Origin of the sequence: Nitrospira sp. (assembly GCA_029194535.1) — a bacterium.
GTDB lineage: Bacteria > Nitrospirota > Nitrospiria > Nitrospirales > Nitrospiraceae > Nitrospira_C.
Genome location: JARFXR010000001.1, coordinates 1,575,011 through 1,597,493 on the forward strand (window position 1 = coordinate 1,575,011; position 22,483 = coordinate 1,597,493).

General features: G+C 60.9%; 16 protein-coding genes. 9 read left to right on the top strand and 7 right to left on the bottom strand.

Translation table 11 applies throughout. The features are described from left to right. Positions 1-219 precede the first annotated feature (219 nt). From P0111_07145 to P0111_07170, 6 genes are all read right to left on the bottom strand, one after another. A complete protein-coding gene (locus tag P0111_07145; protein MDF0643792.1) occupies positions 220-615 on the bottom strand; it encodes a HEPN domain-containing protein in 396 nt (131 codons plus the stop codon). Beyond that, a complete protein-coding gene (locus P0111_07150) occupies positions 612-953 on the bottom strand; it encodes a nucleotidyltransferase domain-containing protein (protein MDF0643793.1) in 342 nt (113 codons plus the stop codon). The genes P0111_07145 and P0111_07150 overlap by 4 nt, the downstream gene beginning before the upstream one ends. Before the next feature lie 264 nt (positions 954-1,217). Beyond that, complete coding sequence (locus tag P0111_07155; protein MDF0643794.1) at positions 1,218-1,838, bottom strand: nucleotidyl transferase AbiEii/AbiGii toxin family protein; 621 nt, start codon at positions 1,836-1,838, stop codon at positions 1,218-1,220. Positions 1,839-1,885: 47 nt separating this feature from the next. Further along, positions 1,886-2,101: a hypothetical protein gene (locus P0111_07160; GenBank protein ID MDF0643795.1), complete on the bottom strand. Its 216-nt coding sequence runs from the start codon at positions 2,099-2,101 to the stop codon at positions 1,886-1,888. 43 nt (positions 2,102-2,144) lie between these two features. Beyond that, on the bottom strand, positions 2,145-3,113 hold the full coding sequence (gene cas6 / locus P0111_07165; protein ID MDF0643796.1) for a CRISPR system precrRNA processing endoribonuclease RAMP protein Cas6: 969 nt from the start codon (positions 3,111-3,113) through the stop codon (positions 2,145-2,147). Positions 3,114-3,232: 119 nt separating this feature from the next. After that, positions 3,233-3,478 (bottom strand): DUF2945 domain-containing protein, encoded by a 246-nt coding sequence (locus tag P0111_07170; protein MDF0643797.1) that lies wholly within the window; start codon positions 3,476-3,478, stop codon positions 3,233-3,235. Positions 3,479-3,971: 493 nt separating this feature from the next. Between P0111_07170 and P0111_07175 the strand changes: the two genes are divergently transcribed. The 9 genes from P0111_07175 to glgP all read left to right on the top strand — a co-directional run bounded on the left by P0111_07175 (position 3,972) and on the right by glgP (position 21,689). Next, positions 3,972-7,673 carry a nitrate reductase subunit alpha gene (locus P0111_07175; protein MDF0643798.1) on the top strand — a complete coding sequence of 1,234 codons (3,702 nt, stop codon included), beginning with the start codon at positions 3,972-3,974 and terminating at the stop codon, positions 7,671-7,673. Between the two features lie 22 nt (positions 7,674-7,695). Further along, positions 7,696-9,243 (top strand): nitrate reductase subunit beta, encoded by a 1,548-nt coding sequence (gene narH, locus P0111_07180; protein MDF0643799.1) that lies wholly within the window; start codon positions 7,696-7,698, stop codon positions 9,241-9,243. Beyond that, positions 9,240-9,845, top strand: a complete 606-nt coding sequence (narJ, locus tag P0111_07185) for a nitrate reductase molybdenum cofactor assembly chaperone (GenBank protein MDF0643800.1) — start codon at positions 9,240-9,242, stop codon at positions 9,843-9,845. Before narH ends, narJ begins: the two co-directional genes overlap by 4 nt. A gap of 34 nt (positions 9,846-9,879) precedes the next feature. Continuing rightward, entirely contained in the window at positions 9,880-10,572 is a 693-nt protein-coding gene (narI, locus tag P0111_07190) for a respiratory nitrate reductase subunit gamma (protein ID MDF0643801.1), read from the top strand. Positions 10,573-10,607: 35 nt separating this feature from the next. Beyond that, a complete protein-coding gene (locus P0111_07195) occupies positions 10,608-12,128 on the top strand; it encodes an FAD-dependent oxidoreductase (protein MDF0643802.1) in 1,521 nt (506 codons plus the stop codon). A 389-nt stretch (positions 12,129-12,517) separates the two neighbouring features. Beyond that, a complete protein-coding gene (locus tag P0111_07200) occupies positions 12,518-15,367 on the top strand; it encodes a bifunctional transaldolase/phosoglucose isomerase (GenBank protein MDF0643803.1) in 2,850 nt (949 codons plus the stop codon). A 109-nt stretch (positions 15,368-15,476) separates the two neighbouring features. Further along, complete coding sequence (tkt, locus tag P0111_07205; GenBank protein MDF0643804.1) at positions 15,477-17,567, top strand: transketolase; 2,091 nt, start codon at positions 15,477-15,479, stop codon at positions 17,565-17,567. 75 nt (positions 17,568-17,642) lie between these two features. Then, positions 17,643-19,064: a glucose-6-phosphate dehydrogenase gene (gene zwf / locus P0111_07210; protein ID MDF0643805.1), complete on the top strand. Its 1,422-nt coding sequence runs from the start codon at positions 17,643-17,645 to the stop codon at positions 19,062-19,064. Positions 19,065-19,166: 102 nt separating this feature from the next. Further along, on the top strand, positions 19,167-21,689 hold the full coding sequence (glgP, locus tag P0111_07215) for an alpha-glucan family phosphorylase (protein MDF0643806.1): 2,523 nt from the start codon (positions 19,167-19,169) through the stop codon (positions 21,687-21,689). Between the two features lie 112 nt (positions 21,690-21,801). Here glgP and P0111_07220 read toward each other — a convergent pair whose 3' ends face one another. Beyond that, positions 21,802-22,425, bottom strand: coding sequence for a response regulator transcription factor (locus P0111_07220; GenBank protein ID MDF0643807.1), 624 nt, complete (start codon positions 22,423-22,425; stop codon positions 21,802-21,804). Positions 22,426-22,483: the final 58 nt, after the last annotated feature.

Below are 22,483 nucleotides of genomic sequence, written 5' to 3' on the forward strand. Positions count from 1 at the left end.
TCCTGATCGGTCCATTAACCGTACAACCTCATACTGCCCGTTTCCCCACACGGCATACTTCCCCACATGCGTGTACTGCCCCAGGATCAGGAGCGGCAGAAATTCTTCGAGGTCCCCTTGATACGTCGCCTCGCCGATGAAGCCGCCCATCTCGTGGGCAAGGCTGGTTTTCCATGACCGGGCCTTCGCTAGACTCCCTTCGCCCAGCACTTATGCCGGTCATGGTTCACTGTCCACACTCTGCTCAAGTCGGCGACTGACCGCTTCCACGAATTCATGGGCTGCCGCGATCCCGGCCTGCGCTTGTTCGTCTGTGATCACCGCCAGGCCGTAGTCGCTTTCGGCCCTGTCTTCAAAGCCATCTCGGAGCAGAGCAAAGAGCTTCGCGGGAACCTCTCCGCTTTTGACGAAGTGCTCGTTGAATGCCGCAATGACGGCGGAGTGTTTAGAGCGACGAATATCGCGCGACAACAGGAGGGCCTGTGCGGTGTAGAACATGGCGTAGTAGGCCCGAGAGACCGAAAAGTCACTGTCGCCATCACGAAACAGCCGTTGTGCCGCAAGGAGACTCCGCCGGGCTTTGTCTATGAGTTCGTGGATTTCCTTCCTGCTCAAAGCGGGACTCCCTCTTCACGGATATTCTGAAAAACAGAGAAGTCACCGCGTTCCTTGCGCATATGCTGGTCCACAATCAGGAGGGAGAGAACAATTTCAGTCTCGATCGAGACTTCTCCGGCAGCCCGGCGGATTCGCTGCTTTTCCGCAAACGAGATATGTTCTTGCTCAATCTCTAGGAGGACGTCCATATCCGAGTCCGGCTCGGCGTCTCCCCTGGCCCGCGACCCGAAGAGGGTCATCTGAAATGCCCGGTCGGGGAACTCCCGACGGATTCGCACTCGGAGGCCTTCAAGAACGGCGCGCTCTGCTTGCGACAGCTCCTCAACCGTTTTCATGTTTGGCTTTTATCCCTGTACTAATTTGAGTATCGTGGTCGCCATTATAAGACACAATCTTATCCTGTCCATTCCCCCACACCGCGTACTTGCCCACATGCGTGTACTGCCCAGGATCAAAAGCGGCACAAATTCTTCGATTTCTCCTTCGTACGTCGCCTCGCCGATGAAGCCGCCCATGTCGTGAGGGAGGCCGGTTTTCCAGGAGCGGCGGTCGCAGTTTCATGGCAATCAGATGATGGCAGCTCCTCCTCGGGGAGATCCTCATGGCTCCTCCAATGACCGCGCGATCAGATCTCTCGCCAGCGACTTGTAGAAGGATGCCATTGCCGCCGGTTCAGCGGGCTTGAGCATCGGCAACTCTCCTTGCGGAGGAAGAGCTTCGAGGAATCTTCCTTTGAGGATATGGTCGATGCCTTTCACGCCGAATTTCGCTTGAGTCTGCTGGATCGCCTCCCACAGGCGAAGTGCCGGAAACTCGAGAAGCAGGAAATACACATCGAGATAATCCTTGAAATCTTTTCGATCCGTGAGCGCCATGAGTTTGTTGACCAGGATGTCTCGACAACTGTCTACCTGGACGTCTTCAACGACCATATGCCGCTCAAGCGGGAGAAATGGATACTTTGTGAATTCCACTTTCATGGTCCGCCGATCGTGATAGTGAAGCAGAAACAACCGGCGATCGTATTTGCGCTCATGCTGGATGTTGACCACGTGTGGAATCGTTCGGAGGAAACCGAGGACAGACTCAAGCTCGACCTCCTGCTCGGTAAAGAAGTCGAGGTCTTCAGAATATCGATGCCGAAGGTAGAATGCTGAGAGGGCCGTTCCACCGGTCAGGTAAAAGTGCTCCCGAAGCGGTGAGGTTCGGAAGCGTGACAAGAGAATCTTTTGCGGTTCCGTCAGAATCGGGTTGTCAGCGATCGAGTTCAGAGCCGGCTCCCCCAGATGCGGTGATACTCTTCAATGAGCGCTTTGGTAGCTTCGTCCACCCTCAGTTGATTGCGGTAGGCATAGAGCAAAGCCACCGTGTCGCGGTCTTTCCCGTAGAGCGGGAAGAAGTCCGCGATCCGCTGTAAGCGCCACACGAGATCTTGGGGAGGGTCGCGATAATCCCACAGCAGCTCTTTGGGGACAGCAATCATTTCGTTTCGGTCTTTCGATCATCTGGGGTTCAACGCGCGACCATTATATAACGCTCACCTCATATTGCCCATTCCCCCACACCGCATACTTCCCCACATGCGTGTACTGCCCCAGGATCAAGAGCGGCAGAAATTCTTCGAGGTCCCCTTGATACGTCGCCTCACCGATGAAGCCGCCCATGTCGTGGGTGAGGCTGGTTTTCCGTGACCGGCGATCGCGGTCTTCCCATCTGATGTTGCAGTGCACTGTTCGGACCGCTTCTGCTCGTTGTCCGAACGCTTTGAAATCCATCGCCAGTGTGTCGTCGCAGTAGAAATGGGCGACGGCGTTGATCCGGTCGCGCAGGCGCTTGATGAGATGGTGGAAGTCGGGGCGTGTGACGATCTTGCCGTCGGCTTTAAGGAGAGTTGGGGTGAGAAAGCGGATTGTCACGCGCTGGGCCTGTGTGAGAAATCGCTCTGTCGCGAGACGGCAACAGTCCTTATAGGTAATCCTGAGGGGCGACGGGTGAACGACGTTGTCGCGGCCCGAATAGATCTCTGCGACTTCGTTCCCATCTTCGCTGAGCAGAGACACCTGAACAATCCTGTAGCGCCCTCGGCCAAGTCCGATGCCTTGGGTTCCCAACTCTCGGAACGTGACCAAAAAATATGAGAAGTGCTCGAGGGCTTTGCCGATCAGGATGAGATCGAAGTGGAGAGCCTCGCCGGGCCGGGCCATCGTCTCGATGCCGTTCGGTGGACGGAACACGAAAGGGCGGGGAATGTCTTGATTCAAGCTCAGCCGGTCGCTGTCCGGCGGAGGGCTCGGCTCAAAGATCTGTCCGTACGGACAGGTGGCTTTCATCCGGCAGGTCTCGCGGCAGTCTGCCGGCGTGGGACAGACCAGTCTCTGGAATGTGGACCCGAAGGCGCCACGCAGCGTGTTGCCGGGATTGCGAGGGTGGAGTGCCAGTCGGTCCTCGGCCTCCAGCGCGAACCGGAATTGTGCAAGGGAGAAGGAGTGCAGCATGCTGCTCGTCGGAAGAACACTTACTGACTTGGACATGCGGTGAGAGGGTAGAGAGGGTCTTGATGCTTGTCAAGATTCGTGCAAGGTGTATTCCGACGCACTTTCCGGGAGGGCGGTTGTTATCTTGTTTTGTCTTTTGTCCGGCTCGTCGAAGCCGGTATCAGCGTGAGCGCTGTCCCTTTGTGGATCGCCACATGGTCGGTCTTGTCGCTCTGGATGAAATATTGGGGCTCGTCCTTCGATGCATGATGGACATACCCCTTGAATGAGACGTCAGCAACAACTTTCTTGATGATCACACCCCGTACCAGACCGGCTTCAGAATTCCATTCGACATGATCGCCTCGCTTGAAGATTTTGGCCATAAGATACTCCTTACTTAGGCTTTAATTCGTGGCCTGGTCCCGATCGATGCTCGCCAAGATCATCTCGGATCACGGGATAGGCCGGAGTCCTGCTGTGCCCGGCTGACAGCTCAGCAAATGGTGCTCCGCCCATCTTCTCTCACCACGTCGAGACGGTCTGTCCTTTTTTATAGGACAAGAGAATTGTGGCAACTTCGACCTCAGAATGAGTCTTCCGCCAGTACCGGCCTTCAGAGCCTTCCTATAAAAGTGAGTCCAGCATAACAACCGTCGATCCCTGGCACGTATGCCACGGCGCGGCGGATGTGCGTTGCCACTATCATCAAGCCTCTCAGGGATCGCCAACCCGGAGAACTACTGGCGAACGACTGGAGCGATTGTCGAACAATTTCGATCGAATAGGACAGGCCGTAGGCCTTGGTGTGATCGAGTCTAAAGGCCGATTCGAGGAGATCCTGAGGCGTGTTCCCGTTCCATTCCGTGGGAGTCAGATATGAGCCATTTTTTGGACCGTCTCTTGTTCTTTCGTGAAAACCTCGAGACGTTCGCGGGGAAACACGGGGTGGTCAGGCAGGAGGATCGCGCCTGGGAGAATGCCTATCGTGATCGCTGGAATCACGACAAGGTGGTGCGGTCCACGCACGGGGTCAACTGTACCGGTTCATGCAGCTGGAAAATCTACGTGAAGAACGGACTGATCACATGGGAGACGCAAGAGACGGACTATCCGCAGACGCGCCCGGATCTGCCGAACCATGAACCTCGCGGATGTCCCAGGGGTGCGAGCTATTCCTGGTATGTCTACAGCGCGCAACGCGTCAAGTATCCGTTGGTGCGCGGACGCTTGATGGCGTTGTGGCGCGAGGCTCGCGAGTCGCTGGCGCCGGTGGAGGCCTGGGCGTCGATTGTCGAAGATAAGCTCACACGCGAGCGTTATACGTCGGTACGGGGACAGGGAGGCTTCGTGCGTGCCACGTGGGACGAGGTCACGGAATTGATCGCGGCCGCCAATGTCTACACGATCCGACGGTACGGTCCGGACCGCATCGCGGGATTTTCTCCCATCCCGGCGATGTCGATGGTGAGTTTCGCGGCGGGCAGTCGCTATCTGTCGTTGATCGGCGGCGCCATCCCGTCGTTTTACGACTGGTACGCCGACTTGCCCCCCTCGTCGCCGCAGGTTTGGGGAGAACAGACCGACGTGTGCGAGGCCGCCGACTGGTACAACTCCTCGTACATCGTCGTCTGGGGATCGAACATTCCGCAGACGCGGACCCCCGATGCCCATTTCTATACGGCTGCGCGGTACAAAGGCGCCAAGACCGTCGCCGTGGCTCCGGACTTTGCCGAATACGTCAAGTTCGCGGATCTCTGGCTGGCCCCGCGCCGGGGCACCGATGCCGCGTTGGCCTTGGCGCTCGGCCATGTCATCCTGAAAGAGTTTCATCTGACCGCCCGCAGTCCTTACTTCCTGGACTACTGCCGCCAATACAGCGACATGCCCATGTTGGTCTTCCTGCGCCCCGCCGCAGACGGCTATGAGCCTGGCCGCTTCGTACGGGCGTCGGACTTCGAGGACCAACTGGGCGAATCCAATAATCAGGACTGGAAGACGGTGATCGTGGATGAGGCCACCGGGCGCCTGTGCGTTCCTCACGGCAGCATCGGCTTTCGGTGGCGCGAGAAAGGACGCTGGAATCTCGATCTGATCGACGCGACGACCGGGCGTAGGATCACGCCCGCCTTGAGCATGCTGCCGCAGGCCGAGGAGATCGTGCCCGTCGCCTTTCCCTACTTTGGGGACGATCACCCATCGATCATGCGCCGTTTGGTTCCGGCCCGGCGGCTCAGCACCGTTCACGGCGACAGGCTCGTCGTCACCGCCTATGACCTTCTACTGGCCGGCTACGGTCTCGATCGAGGGCTTGGGGATGATCAGACGGCACAGAACTACGATCAGGACGCGCCCTATACGCCGGCATGGGCCGAAAAACATACGGGCGTCTGCCGCCGTCAGATCATCCGCCTTGCCCGTGAGTTCGCGGAGAACGCCGACAAGACCCGAGGCCGTTCGCTGGTCATTCTCGGGAACGGGATCAACCAGTGGTACCACACCGACATGGTCTACCGCGCGATCATCAACATGCTGGTCATGTGCGGGTGCGTCGGGCGATCGGGCGGCGGGTGGGCTCATTATGTCGGACAGGAAAAGGTGCGGCCGCTCGCCGGTTGGACCACCGTGGCGTTCGCGCTGGATTGGATCCGGCCGCCTCGGCACATGAACGGCACGTCCTTTTTTTATGCCCATACCGACCAGTGGCGGTATGAGACCCTGCGACCGGCGGATGTCCTCTCGCCCACGGCCAAGGACGATCCGGATGCGGATGCCGCCCATATCATCGATTGGAACATACGAGCTGAACGCAGAGGCTGGCTTCCTTCCGCGCCTCAGCTCAACAGAAATCCGCTCGATGTCGTAAAGGAAGCGGAAGCGGCTGGAACGCACCCGATCGCCTACACCGTCGAGCAGCTCAGAAGCGGCAAGCTCGCGATCGCGTCGGAAGATCCCGATCACCCCCAAAACTTTATTCGGAATCTGTTTGTCTGGCGTTCCAACTTGGTCGGCTCAAGCGCCAAGGGTCATGAATATTTTCTCAAGCATCTGCTCGGTGCTCCCCACGGCGTCCTGGCGCCCGATCTCAAGGAACAAGGCGCGCCGCTTCCGCGCGAAGCGACGTGGCGCGATGAGGCCCCCGCCGGAAAACTCGATCTGCTTGTGACGCTCGATTTTCGCATGTCCTCGACCTGTCTGTATTCCGATGTCGTGCTGCCCAGCGCCACCTGGTATGAAAAGGACGATCTGAACACCTCGGACATGCACCCCTTCATCCATCCGTTGTGCGAAGCCGTGAATCCCCTCTGGGAGAGCAAGTCCGATTGGGACATCTTTAAAGAAATCGCCCGGAAATTCTCCACGCTCGCCGGGCCCATCTTGGGGACGCGCAAGGATCTGGTGTTGACGCCGCTGTTGCACGATACCCCGAGCGAACTCGGTCAGCCGATGGGGGCGGATGACTGGAAGCGCGGGGATTGCGACGCCGTCCCAGGGAAGACGATGCCCACCATGACGGTGGTGACGCGACCCTACGGCGAGACCTACGAGCGATTCATCATGCTCGGGCCGCTGACGCGCGATCTGGGGACCGGAGCGAAAGGCATCGTGTGGGACAGTAAGGAAGAGGTCGAAGCGCTGCGCCGGGTCAACGGAGAGGCGAGCCCGGACGAGCGAGAGCCCTATCCGAAACTGGACACGGCGCGGCAGGCCGCGCAGGCCATTCTGACGTTGGCGCCGGAGACGAACGGCCACGTCGCGGTCAAAGCCTGGGACGCCCTCTCACAGCGGACCGGTCGATCGCACAGACATCTGGCCGAGGGGCGGGCCGAGGAGTCACTCACATTCGATGATTTGGTGGCCCAGCCCAGGAGGGTCATCCCCTCTCCCACCTGGAGCGGTATCGAGTCGGAACACATCACCTATACCGGGAGCTATACCAACGTCCAGGAACTCATCCCTTGGCGTACCCTGACCGGACGCCAGCAGCTCTACCAGGACCATCCCTGGATGCGCCTCTTCGGCGAGCAGGTCTGCGCGTACAAGCCGCCCGTGGATACCCGATCCGTTGACGCGCTGCGCCGTCGCCTGGGAGATGAAGAGAGAAACTACCTCGTCGTCAGTTGGATCACGCCCCACCAGAAGTGGGGAATCCATACGACCTACAGCGAGACGAGTCCGATGCTTACCTTGTCACGAGGCGGTCCCATCGTCTGGTTATCGGAGACGGAAGCCATGGAAGCGGGCATCCGAGACAACGATTGGATCGAAGTCGTCAATGTCAACGGCGCACTGGTGGCGCGGGCGATCCTCAGCCAGCGGATTCCGCGCGGAGTGGCGATGATGTATCACGCGCAAGACAAGATCATCAACATGCCGCTGGCTCCGGCCACGGGCCGGCGAGGAGGCATCCACAACAGCCTGACGAGGATCGTGCTGAAGCCGACTCACATGATCGGGGGGTATGCCCACTTGGCCTATGGCTATAACTACTACGGAACGGTCGGCACGAATCGGGACGAGATGGTCGTGGTGCGGAAGCTCGAACATGTCACATGGGACGCCGGTCCGACGCCGGGCTAGGCCGGTCACGAATGGAGGGCCTATGAAAGTCCGCGCGCAGGTGGCCATGGTCATGAATCTCGACAAATGTATCGGGTGCCACACCTGCTCCGTCACTTGCAAGAACGTCTGGACCTCGCGCGAAGGCGTGGAATACGCCTGGTTCAACAATGTCGAGACCAAACCGGGCGTCGGGTATCCGCGCGAGTGGGAAAACCAGGAACGCTGGAAGGGCGGGTGGGAGCGAAAACAGAACGGCGCGATCCAGCCGAAACAGGGCGCGCGCTGGCGAATCCTGACCAACATTTTTTCAAATCCACACCTGCCGCAGCTTGACGATTATTACGAGCCGTTCACGTTCGACTACGACCGGCTCCAGCGCGCGCCGGAGGGACCGACGACGCCCACCGCGCGACCTCTGTCCGTCATCACCGGTGACGTCAAGGACAAGATCGAGTGGGGGCCGAATTGGGAGGACGATCTCGGCGGCGAGTCGGCGGAACGCCTCAAAGACGTGAACTGCGATGGAATCGACCCGGATCTCCTGGCTTCATTTGAAAATACCTTCCTGTTCTACCTGCCGCGGCTTTGCGAACATTGTTTGAATCCCACCTGCGTCGCGGCCTGTCCCTCCGGTTCGATCTATAAGCGCGAAGAAGACGGCATTGTGCTCGTGGACCAGGATAAGTGTCGCGGCTGGCGGATGTGCGTGAGCGGGTGCCCATATAAAAAAATCTACTTTAACTGGAGCACCGGGAAGGCGGAGAAATGCACCTTCTGCTATCCGCGCATCGAATCGGGCCAGCCCACGATTTGCTCGGAGACCTGCGTCGGCCGCCTCCGCTACCTGGGCGTGATCCTCTACGATGCGGATCGTATCGAACAGGCGGCGAGCGTCGAGCACGAACCGGATCTCTATGAGGCCCAGGTTGGCCTGTTTCTGGACCCCCACGATCCGGCTGTGCTGGCTCAGGCAAGACAGGACGGGATCCCCGACAATTGGCTGGAAGCGGCCACGCGCTCTCCCGTCTATAAGCTGGCGGTCGAGTGGCGTCTGGCATTTCCACTCCATCCCGAATACCGGACGTTGCCTATGGTGTGGTACATTCCGCCGCTCTCACCGGCCGCCAATTCCGTCGAGACCGATCCTCCGGGATCCGAGCCGTTTCCGGACACCTCTTCCCTCCGGATTCCGGTGCGGTATCTCGCCAGTCTCCTCACCGCTGGAAAAGAAGAGCCGATCGTGCGCGCCATCGATCGATTGCTCGCCATGCGCCGGTACATGCGGAAGAAAGATCTGGAGCGCCAAGCCGACGCGTCCTTGATCCGGCAGACAGGACTGACCGAGGCTCAGGTCGTGGAGATGTACCGGTACCTCGCAATCGGCGATTATCACGACCGGTATGTCATTCCAACCAGTCATCAGGAGGCCGTGTCGCACAGCTTCGAGGGCCAGGGCTCCTGCGGTTTCTCCGCCGACACCAGATTTTCCGAAGGAGTCACGGGCGCCAGTCTGTTCGCCGGTAAGGAGCGGACGGGCGCCCAATTCATCAGTGTGAACGACATCCGGAGAGTGAACCGCAGACCATGAGACTCTGTAAGGTCATCGCCGTGCTCTTGACCTATCCCGAACAGGATTGGCTGCGATCGATCGGGGAGTTGCGGACGACCGTCTCCGCCGAGACGGGACGCAGCCGGCGCGCGGGGCGCCGGCTTGGCGGGCTGTTCACGTATCTTGAACGCGGGCCGTTGATCGAGTTACAGGAGGCCTACGTCGAGACTTTCGATCGAAATCCCGCCCTTTCCCTGTCGATGTTCGAACACCGACTGGGAGAATCCCGGGATCGCGGTGACGCGATGGTTCGCTTGGTTGAGGAGTACCGCCGGTCCGGGTTGGAAGTGACGAGTCAGGAGTTGCCTGATTTTCTTCCGGTGTTCCTCGAATTCCTGTCGCTGATTCCCCCCGAGGACTCGCGACGACGACTCGCCGAGATCGACGATATCGTGCAGCTCCTGCGCCGCCGGCTTGGAGATGCCGGCTCTCCTTATGCCGGCGCGTTTGAGGCTCTTCTGGCGCTGATCCCCGGCGCGGTGCTGGCCCCGGTCTTCCCCACAATGCGCCACAAACGCGATCGGAACCTCAAGAGGGTGGGCTTTGGCGAGAGACTCGGTCGGCCTTGGCGGATCTGGTGAGCCCCGGCACGATGCGAGGGGATGAGGATACGCGATGAGCGATGTCCACGAGTTCTTCTTTCAGATTTATCCCTATATAGCCGGCTCCGTGTTTCTCCTGGGGAGTTTACTGCGTTTCGAGCGGGGCCAGTATACCTGGACGAGCAATTCGAGCGAGCTGCTCAAGCGCGGCACGCTCCGGCTCGGCAGCAATCTCTTTCATGTCGGCGTGCTGTTTCTTTTTCTGGGACACCTTGTCGGCCTCCTCATGCCGGAGGTGTTCGGAATGGCGGGGATCGGTCTGCGCGGGCATCAGTTGGTGGCCATGATCAGCGGCGGGCTCTTCGGATCCGCCTGCTTGGTCGGGCTCCTCCTGCTCATTCATCGCCGGGTCACGGATTCGAGAATCCGGGCGACGACGCATGTGATGGATCTGGTCGTGCTGGTCTGGATTCTCCTCACCCTGTCCTTCGGCCTGTCCACTCTGTATTTTTCCGCCCGCGAGCTCTCGGGAGGGTACCTGATCCCCTTGTCACAATGGGCCCGTCATATCGTCACATTGCGGGGCGGCGCCGCGTCCTTGGCGGTAGAGGTGCCGTTGGTCTATCAGGTTCATCTGGTCTTGGGGATGACGCTGTTCGCGCTCGTTCCCTTTACCAGATTGGTCCACATCTGGAGCGGATTTGCGTTACTGGGCTACCTCCTGCGGCCGTATCAGGTGGTGCGTGCGGGGTCGCGCCGGCGGTAGCGAGGTGAGAGCGGGATCAGAATCGGAGGGAAGTCATGCCGGACATCATCGTGATCGGCGCCGGTATCGCCGGGGTGCCGGCCGCCTATGAACTGAAACGGCGCCTTGGCGTCGAGGCCCGCGTCACCGTGATCGCGGACCGGGAGTATTTTCATTTCGTCCCGTCCAATCCGGCGCTGGCGGTCGGCTGGCGCGTTGAGTCCGACATCGCCATCCCTATCGGACCTTACTTGGAGGGGCGCGGGATAGGCTTCGTGCACGGATCGGTGACCGCCATTGACGCTGATCGCAGTCGCATCGTGGTCGGTACGTCCCAGGAACTCTCGTACGATTACGTCCTGATCGCCTGCGGCGCGGTTCCGCGGTGGCAGGAGGTTCCAGGGCTGACGAAGCTCCATACCGTACTTGATCTCGAACAGGCGCTGGCGACTCGGCACGCCTACGAACGGTTCCTGAGTCGGCCCGGATCCATTGCGATCGGGGCCGCGCCTGGCGCGGCGATTCTGGGCTCCGTCTATGAGTACGCGTTTCTGGTCGATGCCGATCTTCGGAGGCGAGGGATCAGGCGCCGGACCTCGATCACCGTCATCACTCCCGAGCCGTACGCGGGGCATTTGGGCCTCGGCGGTTCGGCTCTCCGAGAACCGCTGACCCGAGCCTTGGCGGCCCATGACATTCGGTGGATCGGAAACGCGGAAATCGTCGGCGCGACAGAGGAGAACATCCGTCTCGCCAGGCACATGGACGATGGGGTCGCGAAACAAGCAGACATCCCATACGGCTTCGGTGTCTGCTGGCCGCGGTTCGGCGGCATCCCGGCCGTCGCCGCCGGCGCGCTCCCGACCGATGCCCGTGGGTTGCTCAAGGTCGATCACTACTTGCGAAGCGAGCGATACGAGAACGTCTTCGCGGCGGGGATCTGCATCGCGCCCAGCCAGGCTTCCCCGACCTCGGTGGAGGTCGGTCTCCCCCAAACGGTGGATGCGATTCAGGAGGAGGTGCGCATCGCCTGCCATAACCTCGTTGCCAGCCTACACGGCTGGCCTCTCCACAGCGCGGCTAGAGAACGCATGAAGCGGGTGATGGAGAACGGACAGGACGATGCCGCCTATATGGCTGCGCTCCGGGTACCGGTGGGAGATGTCACCGGGCTCAAGCAGGGGCACTGGGTGTATGAAGCGAAAAAGGAGTTCGAAAGTCGTTTTCTAAACCTGGTGATGTTTGGGCTCGAACAGAGCCACTCTGTGGCGGCCGTGATCCGAACGATCCGGTCCGGTTCCGGAATCGGGCCGGAGGCCACCCGGCTCCGGGGAAGACAACTCGTCTTGGATCTTGACCAGAGCATCTACGCCGACGTCGCCGCGATGGCTTCTGTCCTCTCTCAGAGTCCCTCGTCCTTTGCCTCGGCGTTGCTGGCGGCGGCCGTCCACGACGCCAAGAGCTGCCTGACGGCGGCGGAGCGGGCAGAGGCGCAACGACTGGTGCAGGAATCGATGATCACAGCGCTGTGGAAGGAGGAAGAAGAACGATTGCAGTTTGAGGGCGGAGCGTCCTGATGAACGCCCACCCCCCCCCCATAAGCGATCGCCTGGTACGCAGGTTTGGAAATCAGCGGGCAAGTCGTTCCTTGTCCTCAATGGGAGGACGTTCGGAGGGTTTGAATTTCGACGTGAGCGATAAGAGCTTTGACGATGTCCGGCGAGCTGAGTCCCGTATATATCAATTCCGTGGTTGCGGCGGACGAAAGGAGTGACATCCCTGGAAGGGCGCCGTCACCTTGCTGTACGGCGTGCTTCCTTACGTCGCTTCGAGGCCAGGGTGTTTCTCTGGAAAGCGGAGTTCCGGGCGTCGTGCGGCGAACGATCAGTCAACGCGTCGGTCGGATCCGCAGCGCGCGAATGCCCCGGCTCTTCTCTCGGAAGATTTCTAACGCGGGAAGGACGCCATGAGAAATCCATTGTTTCATCTTCAGACGTTCGGACAGAGCATCTGGTTGGATTTCATTCGACGAGGCATGCTGACCTCCGGAGAAATGCAGCGCCTGATCCATGAATGTGATGTGCGGGGAGTCACATCCAACCCGTCTATATTTGAGAAGGCCATACTAGGCAGTCACGATTACGACGACAGAATTCGCGCCCTCGCGCTGGAGGGCAGGTCGCCCAGGGACACGTATGAAGACCTGACGCTGAACGATGTGCAACGAACCGCCGACCTGTTTCGGCGCGTGTACGAGCAGACGGAGGGAAGAGACGGTTTCGTAAGCCTGGAGGTCTCGCCGCAACTGGCGCACGATGCCGCCAAGACCGTCGAAGACGCGCGCCGGCTTTGGCATGCGCTGGATCGGCCGAACGTCATGATCAAAGTGCCCGGCACTCGCGAAGGAGTCAGGGCGATCCGCCAACTCATCGCGGAAGGCATCAATGTCAATGTCACCCTGTTGTTCGGGCTTTCCCGCTATCGCGAGGTCGTCGAAGCCTATCTCGAGGGGCTGGCGGCGCGCATGGCGAAAGGGCTGACGCTGGGCAAGGTGGCCTCGGTCGCAAGCTTTTTCCTGAGCCGGATCGACCTCCTCGTGGACTCCTTGCTGGACCGGCGCCGGCAGGAGGAGAACAGCGACAAGTCTCACGGCGGCCTTCGCGGACAAACGGCCATCGCTTGCGCGAAGGCCGCGTACGCGATCTACCAAGAGAGCTTCAACGGAGAGGGCTTCCGCGCCCTGGCCGGTCAAGGCGCGAGATCGCAACGCCTGCTCTGGGCCAGCACGAGCACGAAGAATCCGAGCGAGAGCGACGTCAAGTATGTGGAGGCGCTGATCGGTCCCGATACGGTGAACACGCTCACGCTGGAGACATTGCAGGCCTATCGCGATCACGGCCGGCCGATCGATCGACTGACGGAGGGAACGGCGGAAGCGCGTGAGGCGCTCGATCGCCTCTCGAAGATCGGGATCGATCTGGAGAGGGTGAGCGAGCAACTCGAGGGCGACGGCATCAAGAAATTCATCGCGGCGTTCGACGGTGTCGGGGAGAGTATCGAACGAAAGCGAGCGGCGGCGTTGAAGGAGCCGCTGGATCAGCAAGCCGAGGATCTGCCCGGATATGGCCCGGCCGTTCAGGACCGGCTGAACGATCTGGAGCATATTCGGTTCCTTTCGCGCTGCTGGCAGAAGGAGACGAGCCTGTGGAAGGCGGAGGCACGGCATCAGGAAGTCATCCGCAACTCCCTGGGATGGTTGCACGTGGCGGACAAAATGGAAGACCATCTCGATGCGCTCTTAGGATTCAGGGAGGAAGTGCGCCGCGCCGGCTTTCGGCGCGTCGTTCATATGGGGATGGGCGGCAGCAGTTTGGCTCCGCTGGTCTTCCAGCGAATGTGTTCCTCGGAGACAAACGGACTCCCGTTGACGGTGCTGGATACGACCGATCCGGCGACAATCTTAAAGATCGAGCGGGACGAATCCTTAGCCGATACGTTGTTTATCGTGGCGACGAAATCCGGAACGACGGCCGAACCCTTGGCCTTCGGAGACTATTTCTTCGCCAAGCTCAAGAAGCTCAAGGGCCTTCAGGCGGGAGGTCATTTTGTCGCGATCACCGATCCGGGCACGCTGTTGGCCAGGCAGGCTCAAGAGCGGAAGTTCAGGCGGATCTTTCTGAACTTCCCCGATATCGGCGGGCGATATTCGGCTCTGTCGTATTTCGGTCTCGTGCCGGCGGCGCTGATGGGCGTCAACGTATCTGAATTGCTGGTGAGGGCCCTCCGGATGGCGCATGCCCATGCGACCTGCGTACCGGCCAAGGAAGCTCCCGGAATCGTCTTAGGAGCGGTGATGGGAGAACTGGCCTTGCGCCGGCGCGACAAGGTCACGCTCCTCACGTCGGCCTCGCTACGGGCAGTGGGACTCTGGCTCGAACAATTGCTGGCGGAAAGCACGGGCAAGGAAGGTCTCGGACTGCTCCCGGTCGCAGGCGAAGGGCTCGGCGATCCATCCGTCTACGGGAAAGATCGGCTGTTTGTCTCCATCCGCGCGCGCGGTGAGCAGGACGAGTCGATGGATCGAGGCCTTGCCGCGCTCCGAGCGGCCGGGGAACCGGTCGTGAGCATCCTACTGGAAGACCCGCTCGATCTTGGACAGGAGTTCTTCCGATGGGAAATGGCCACGGCAGCGGCCGGGGCGATCCTGGGGATCAACCCCTTCGATCAGCCGAGTGTCCAAGAGAGCAAAGATAACACCGAGCGGCTGCTCGCAAGCGTCGGTCAGGGGGGGCGATTGCCTGAAGAATCCCCGACGCTCGTCGAAGGACCATTGGCGGTCTACGCGCCGGAGCCCGGGGGCTCCGCGTCCGACCTGTTGCGGCGATTTTTTCAGCGCGCACGCGCGGGGGACTATGTGGCGCTCCTGGCCTATCTCACCGAACGGCCGGACATCGAGCAACAGCTTCACATGATCCGGGAACTGCTGCGGGATCGGCTGCGTATCGCCACGACGGTCGGCTACGGGCCGCGCTACCTCCATTCCACCGGACAATTCCACAAAGGCGGCTCGAATACCGGCCTCTTCCTGCACATCACCGCAGAGGAGGCGAGCGACATCTCGATTCCCGACCGGCCGTATACCTTCGGCCAGTTGAAACGCGCCCAGGCGCTCGGTGATCTCGAATCGCTGCGCAAGCACGGGAGACGAGTGCTGCGGGTCCACATGCGCGAGGATGTCTCCGGCGGATTGGCGGCGCTGTTTCAGACGATTGAATCGGCTCTTGAGACCACCACCCGTGAGTCCGTTGTCCGTTGAAGGAAGGAGGGGGCGTCATGCCGTCTCATCCGGCGCGCCGGAGCTCGTTCCGTCGAAGTAGGACCGTCTCGGCGTGAAGCGGCCGCCGGATGAAACAAGAGAGGACACCATGACTCCAGACCACAACCGCCTCGACATGCTGTGTATCAACACTATCCGCACGTTATCAATGGACGCCGTGCAGGCGGCCAATTCGGGCCATCCCGGCACGCCGATGGCGCTGGCGCCGGTGGCCTACTGTCTGTGGCAACGGCTCTTGCGGTTCGATCCCGGCGATCCGATCTGGCCGAACCGCGACCGGTTCGTGCTGTCGAACGGGCATGCCTCGATGCTGCTGTATGCGCTGCTCCACCTCTGCGGCGTCAAAGCAGTGAATCCCCAGTACGAGACGCTCGGACGGCTCTCGGTCACGCTCGACGACATCAAGCGGTTCCGCCAACTCGACAGCAAGTGTCCCGGCCATCCGGAATACCGCTGGACCTCCGGCGTCGAGACCACGACCGGTCCATTGGGCCAAGGCGTCGCGACCAGCGTCGGCATGGCGATCGCGAGCCGGTGGATGGCGGAGTATTTCAATCGCCCGGACTTCACGATGTTCGACTACGATGTCTACGCCCTTTGCGGCGACGGCTGCCTGATGGAGGGTGTGTCGGGCGAGGCCGCCTCGCTGGCGGGCCATCTGAAACTCTCAAACCTCTGCTGGATCTACGACAACAACAAAATCACGATCGAAGGCCACACCGATTGGGCCTTCAGCGAGGATGTCGCGACGCGCTTCATCGGCTACGGGTGGAACGTTACCCGCGTCGGCGACGCCAACGATCTGGAGATGCTCGACCGAGCGTTCCATACATTCAAGCACACGAACGATCGCCCGACCTTGATGATCGTGGACAGCCACATCGCCTACGGCTCGCCCAACAAGCAGGACACGCATGCGGCGCACGGCGAGCCCCTAGGGGAGGAAGAAATCCGGCTCACGAAGCGCAACTACGGTTGGCCGGAGGACGCCAAGTTTCTGGTGCCGGAGGGGGTCCGGGAGCACTTTCACGCGTTGATTGGCCGGCGGGGACAGCAGGCGCGCGAAGCCTGGATGGCGAAGTACGGCGACTACAAGAGGCACCATCCGGAACTTGCCGACCAACTCTATCGGATGCAACACCGCCGCCTGCCGGACGGGTGGGACCAGGACCTGACGAGCTTTCCCGCGGACGCCAAAGGGCTCGCCTCGCGGGATTCCTCCGGCAAGGTGCTGAACGCCATCGCCCAGCTGGTCCCTTGGTTGATCGGCGGCTCGGCGGATCTGGCCCCTTCGACCAAGACGAGGCTCACGTTCGATGGGGCGGGAGATTTCGAGGCTGAATCCTACGGCGGTCGGAATTTCCACTTCGGCATCCGCGAGCATGCGATGGCCGCTGTGCTCAACGGACTCTCGCTATCCAAGGTGCGGCCGTATGGGTCCAGCTTCCTGATTTTCAGCGATTACGCCAAGCCCGGGATCCGCCTCTCCGCCCTCATGGAGATTCCGGTCGTCTACATCTTCACCCACGATTCGATCGGGCTGGGTGAAGATGGTCCGACTCATCAACCGGTCGAACAACTCGCGTCGCTGCGGGCCGTCCCCAACCTCATCGTGCTCCGGCCGGCGGATGCCAACGAAGTGGTCGAGGCCTGGCGGGTCATCATGGAGTTGCGACATGAGCCGGCGGCCTTGATCCTGTCGCGGCAGGCGATGCCGACGCTGGATCGCACGACCTATGCGGCGGCCTCCGGTGTGGCCAAGGGCGCCTATGCGCTCACCGACGCCGGCGTCGCGCCGGACGTGCTGTTGCTGGCCAGCGGGAGCGAGGTCGCGCTCTGTGTCGCGGCCTACGAGCAGTTGAAGGCCGAAGGCATCAAGGCTCGGGTCGTGAGCATGCCGTCCTGGGAACTCTTCGAACGGCAAAGCCAGGATTACCGCGACAGCGTGCTCCCGCCGGAGGTCGGCGCGCGCGTTGCCGTGGAACAGGCTTCGGTCTTTGGATGGGCGCAATACATCGGACGCGAGGGAGTCACCATCGGCATGAAGACCTTCGGCGCCTCGGCGCCGCTCAAGGAATTGCAACGCAAGTTCGGCTTTACGCCCGAGCAAATCGTCGCCGCCGCCAAGGCTCAGATGCTTCGTGGTCAAGGACTGGCGGCCGGCCTTGGAACACAATGACCGAGGACTGTCGGTCATGAGACACACGTGTGGGGGACACTGGGATAGGGGAGTCTGCCCACGGGGAGCCTGATCATGCCAGTCTCACAATCGGATGCGCTCGTCATCTTCGGAGCCAGTGGAGACCTCGCATACAAGAAGATCTTTCCCGCCTTACAGGCCATGGTCCGGCGCGGTCGCCTCGACGCGAAGGTCATCGGGGTGGCGAAGACCGATTGGAGTCTCGAGCAATTCAGGGCCAGGGTCGGCGACAGTTTGGCAAAACAGGCGGGCATGGATGTTCAGTCCTTTACCAAGCTCTCCGAATCGCTCCGATACGTCAGGGGAGACTACGGCGAGCCGACGACCTTCGAGGCGTTGCGGAAGGAACTCGGCGCTGCCGCGCACCCGCTGTACTATTTAGCGGTTCCTCCCAGCGTCTTCGTGACGGTGATCGAAGGATTGGCGAAGGCCGGCTGCGTGAGGGATGCCCGCGTGGTTGTCGAAAAGCCGTTCGGTCGGGACCTGGCTTCGGCGCAAGCGCTCAACCGCGCACTGCGCGCCTCGTTTCCAGAGCAGTCGATCTTTCGCATCGACCACTATCTGGGAAAGGAACCAGTCCAGAACCTCCTCCACTTCCGCTTCGCCAATCCGATCTTTGAAGGGGTCTGGAACTCCCGTCACATTGAGCGTGTGCAGATCACGATGGCGGAACGCTTCGGGGTGGCCGGCCGCGGCCGTTTCTACGAGGAGGCGGGAGCGATCCGCGACGTGGTGCAAAACCACATGTTGATGGTGATCGCTTGCCTGACCATGCCGGAGCCGGCCGGGAACGATCATGAGTCGATACGAGGGGCGCGGGTGAACGCGCTGAACACGATCCGGCCGCTCAATCCTTCCGATATCGTGCGCGGGCAGTTCCGCGGCTATCGCCGGGAACAGGGCGTGGCTCCCGACTCGGCGGTTGAAACCTTCGCTGCGCTTCGTTTTTTCCTCGACAGCGACAGATGGACCGATGTGCCGTTCTATGTGCGCGTCGGCAAGTGTCTTCCCGTGACCGCGACCGAGCTGCTGATCGAGTTCAAACGACCGTGTTGCCCCATATTGGATGAGCACGAGCCGCCGCTCGCCGACTATGTTCGGTTTCAGCTCAGCCCTGAGGTATCAATCGCGCTGGGCACCAACGTCAAGGTTCCGGGAGAGGCGATGGTGGGGAAACGAACGGAACTCGTCGCGCATCATGGCTCCGGCGACGACATGGATCCCTACGAGCGCCTTCTCGGAGACGCCATGAAAGGCGATGCCTGGCTCTTCGCGCGCGAAGACGGAGTGGAAGCGGCCTGGCGCGCCGTGGATCCGATCCTCACATCCGCGTCGCCGCTGTACGAATACGACCCGAACACCTGGGGGCCTCAAGAGGCGGATCGGCTCATTGGAGGCGACGGCTGGCATAACCCTCTGGGTAAGCACAGCGGCGCAGATCGAGATGAAACGGCGGTTCGGACTCGGACCGGTTGACCGTCTCTCGGAGACCAGAGTGAAGCATCGGCGCGACAGACGGAGGTACGCCGTTGGAGAGAATGTCGGTGACCACCTTTCACATGAGATAGGGGACATGCCATGACTGAGCACCTACCCATGATGCTTCGCGCACTGCCTGAAGAATTGAAGTCCCTCGCGGAACTGGCGCTCGATGTCAGATGGACGTGGGTTCATAGCAGCGACAAGCTGTGGGCCATGCTCGATCCCGAGGTCTGGGAGCAGACGCGTAATCCTCGTTCAGTGCTTCAGTATGTCCGGCACGAACGGTTGGCACAGGCGGCGCACGATCCGGAGTTCAGAGAGGAACTGCAACAGGTTGTCGCAGCGAGGCGCAACTATTTAGCCGAACGCGGCTGGTGTCGCGAGCGCTATCCCGGGCAGGCGCTCAAGACGATCGCCTATTTCAGCATGGAGTTCGGGCTGGGCGAGACGCTGCCGCTCTATGCGGGGGGGCTGGGAATGCTGGCAGGGGACGTGCTCAAAATCGCGAGCGATCTGGACGTGCCGCTCGTCGGCATCGGTCTGCTCTATCAAGAAGGCTACTTCCGCCAAATTCTGGATTCGAACGGCTGGCAAGTCGAAGCCTTTCCATATAATGATCCTCTGAGTCTGCCGGTTCAACCGGTCGTGCTGTCCACCGGCGAATGGCTTCGTGTGCCGCTCGAACTGCCGGGACGCACCGTATTTCTTCGTGTCTGGTCCGCGCAGGTCGGGCGGGTGAAGTTGTATTTGCTGGACAGTAACGATCCGCTCAACAGCGCCGCCGACCGGGGCATCACGAGTAAGCTGTACGATGCCCGGCCGGAGCTTCGCCTCGTTCAGGAAATGGTGTTGGGTATCGGCGGGTGGCGCGTGCTCGTCGCCCTGGAGATCGAGGTGGAGATCTGTCATCTGAACGAAGGACATCCGGCGTTTGCCGTGTTGGAGCGAGCCCGGGCCGCCATGGAGCGAACCGGACAGTCCTTCGCCGAAGCCTTGTGCGCCACGCGGGCCGGCAACGTGTTCACCACGCATACTCCAATCGCCGCTGGATTCGATGTCTTCTCGGCGGGCTTGATGCAACGCTACTTCCGCGAGTATGTCGCGCAGTTGGGAATAACGATGGACGCGCTGCTTCGCTTGGGACAGACGCATCCGCAGAATGCGGAGGAACCCTTCACGATGGCGGCGCTGGCCATGCGAGGAAGCCTGTTGGTGAACGGGGTCAGCAAACTGCACGGGGCGGTCAGCCGCCGACTGTTCCAACCGCTCTACCCACAGTGGCCCGAGCACGAGGTGCCGGTTGTGTCCGTGACCAACGGGGTGCATGTGCCGTCGTGGGATTCGGAGGGGGCGGAACGACTCTGGACAGAGGCGTGCGGCAGGGAGTGGTGGCAAGGTGTGTTGGACGATCTTCCCAAAGCGATCCGCAGGCGGTCGGACGAGGATCTCTGGAGATTGCGCGCGCAAGGTCGCCAGGCGCTCGTGGACTATGCGCGCCAGCGGCTGGTGCACCAATATCAGTTGCTCGGCGCCGATCCCGAGGCGGTCTCGGCGATCCGGCAGGCCCTCGACCCCCAGACCCTGACCCTCGGATTCGCCCGGCGGTTCACCGCCTACAAACGTCCCACGTTGCTGCTCCATGATCCCGAGCGGTTGACCCGGCTTCTGAATCATTCCGAGCGACCGGTCCAACTCGTCGTGGCGGGAAAGGCTCATCCGCAGGATGAAGAAGGCAAGCGGCTCGTTCAACAGTTCGTGCGGTTCGCGCGTTCGGCGGTGGTCCGTCAGCGGGTCATTTTTCTTGCGGATTACGACATGGTCTTGGCTCAGCATCTGGTGGAGGGCGTGGACGTGTGGATCAACACGCCGAGGCGTCCGTGGGAAGCGTGCGGGACGAGCGGGATGAAGGTGCTGGTCAACGGCGGACTCAACCTTTCCGAACTCGATGGTTGGTGGGCCGAGGCCTATTCGCCGGAGGTGGGCTGGGCGCTCGGAGACGGCCGGGAACACGATGATCCCGCGTGGGATGCGGTCGAGGCAGGGCAGCTCTATGATCTGCTGGAACGAGAGATTGTGCCGGAGTTCTATGCCCGAGACGCACGAGGCATCCCCGTCGGCTGGGTCGCCAGGATCAGGGAAAGCATGGGCAGGCTCACGACCTTGTTCAGCAGCAGTCGCATGTTGCGCGAGTATGTGGAGACCCTCTACCTTCCGGCGACCCGGAACTATCGGAAGCGGATCGAGGACGGCGGGAGCCTGGTGAAGGATCTACTGACGTGGCAAGCGACGCTGGATCAACACTGGTCTCGCATCCGGTTCGGAGAAGCGCGGATCACGCGTGATGGAAGCTCGTGGCGCTTCATCGTGCCGGTTTACTTCGACGGGATGGACCCTGCCTCTGTTCGGGTCGAAATCTATGCGGATCCGGACGAAGACCAAGATCGTCTATGTCAACCGCTGGTCAGGGATGAAACGACATCAACCGCACCGGGCTGGCATCTATATTATGGAAGCGTCCAGTCTGAGCGGCCGCCCGATCACTTCACTCCTCGCGTCGTAGCGGCCCACCCGGAGGCGGCGGTCCCGCTTGAAGATCACCATATCCTTTGGGCCAGGTAGCCGATGGAACCTATCGGCCGCTTGCTGAGGCGTCACATCAGCCGAAACGCCGCTGGGTCATCCGTCCCCGTGAAGATGATCGTGCTCTCTGACCGATGAACCGGCCGATCGGTCACATGACCAATTTCTGTTCCAACGCGTACCGCGTGAGTTCCATGTTGTTTTTCAGGTGAAGTTTCTCGAGGATGCGGGCTCGGTAGGTGATGATCGTGGTCACGCTCAACGAGAATTGGGCGGCGATCTCCGAGCACGGCTTACCGGACGCGATCAGCCGCAAGACCTCCAACTCGCGGTTGCTGAGTTGGTCGCGGCGCGGAGTGGGAAATCCGACGGCCATGGCCAGTTGCTCGCCGACGTGAGGGGTGACATATCGTCCGCCTCCAAGGACTTTCTTGATGGCCTGTACCAATTCACCGGGGATGGCCGTTTTCGTCAGATAGCCATTGGCGCCGGCTTTGAACATCCTCAGCGCATACTGCTCCTCCGGGTACATGCTCAACACCAAGACCGGAAGGTTGGGATAGTCGCGTCTGACCTCCCGGAGGGCGTCGATGGAGCTTCCTCCCGGAAAATTGATATCCAGGACAAGGATGTCCCAGGGCTGAGTCCGGACGAGTCGGAGCATTTCGGGGATGTCACTGGCTTCCCCGATCGTGACGGGCATGACTTTGCTCAGAACCTCTTTGACGCCTTCCCGTAAGATGGGAAAGTCATCCGCCACCAGGATCTTAAACATGAGCCTCTCGTCGGTTCATGGCGTCAAACGCCGGGGACAGTCGCCTCGAAGGATCTGC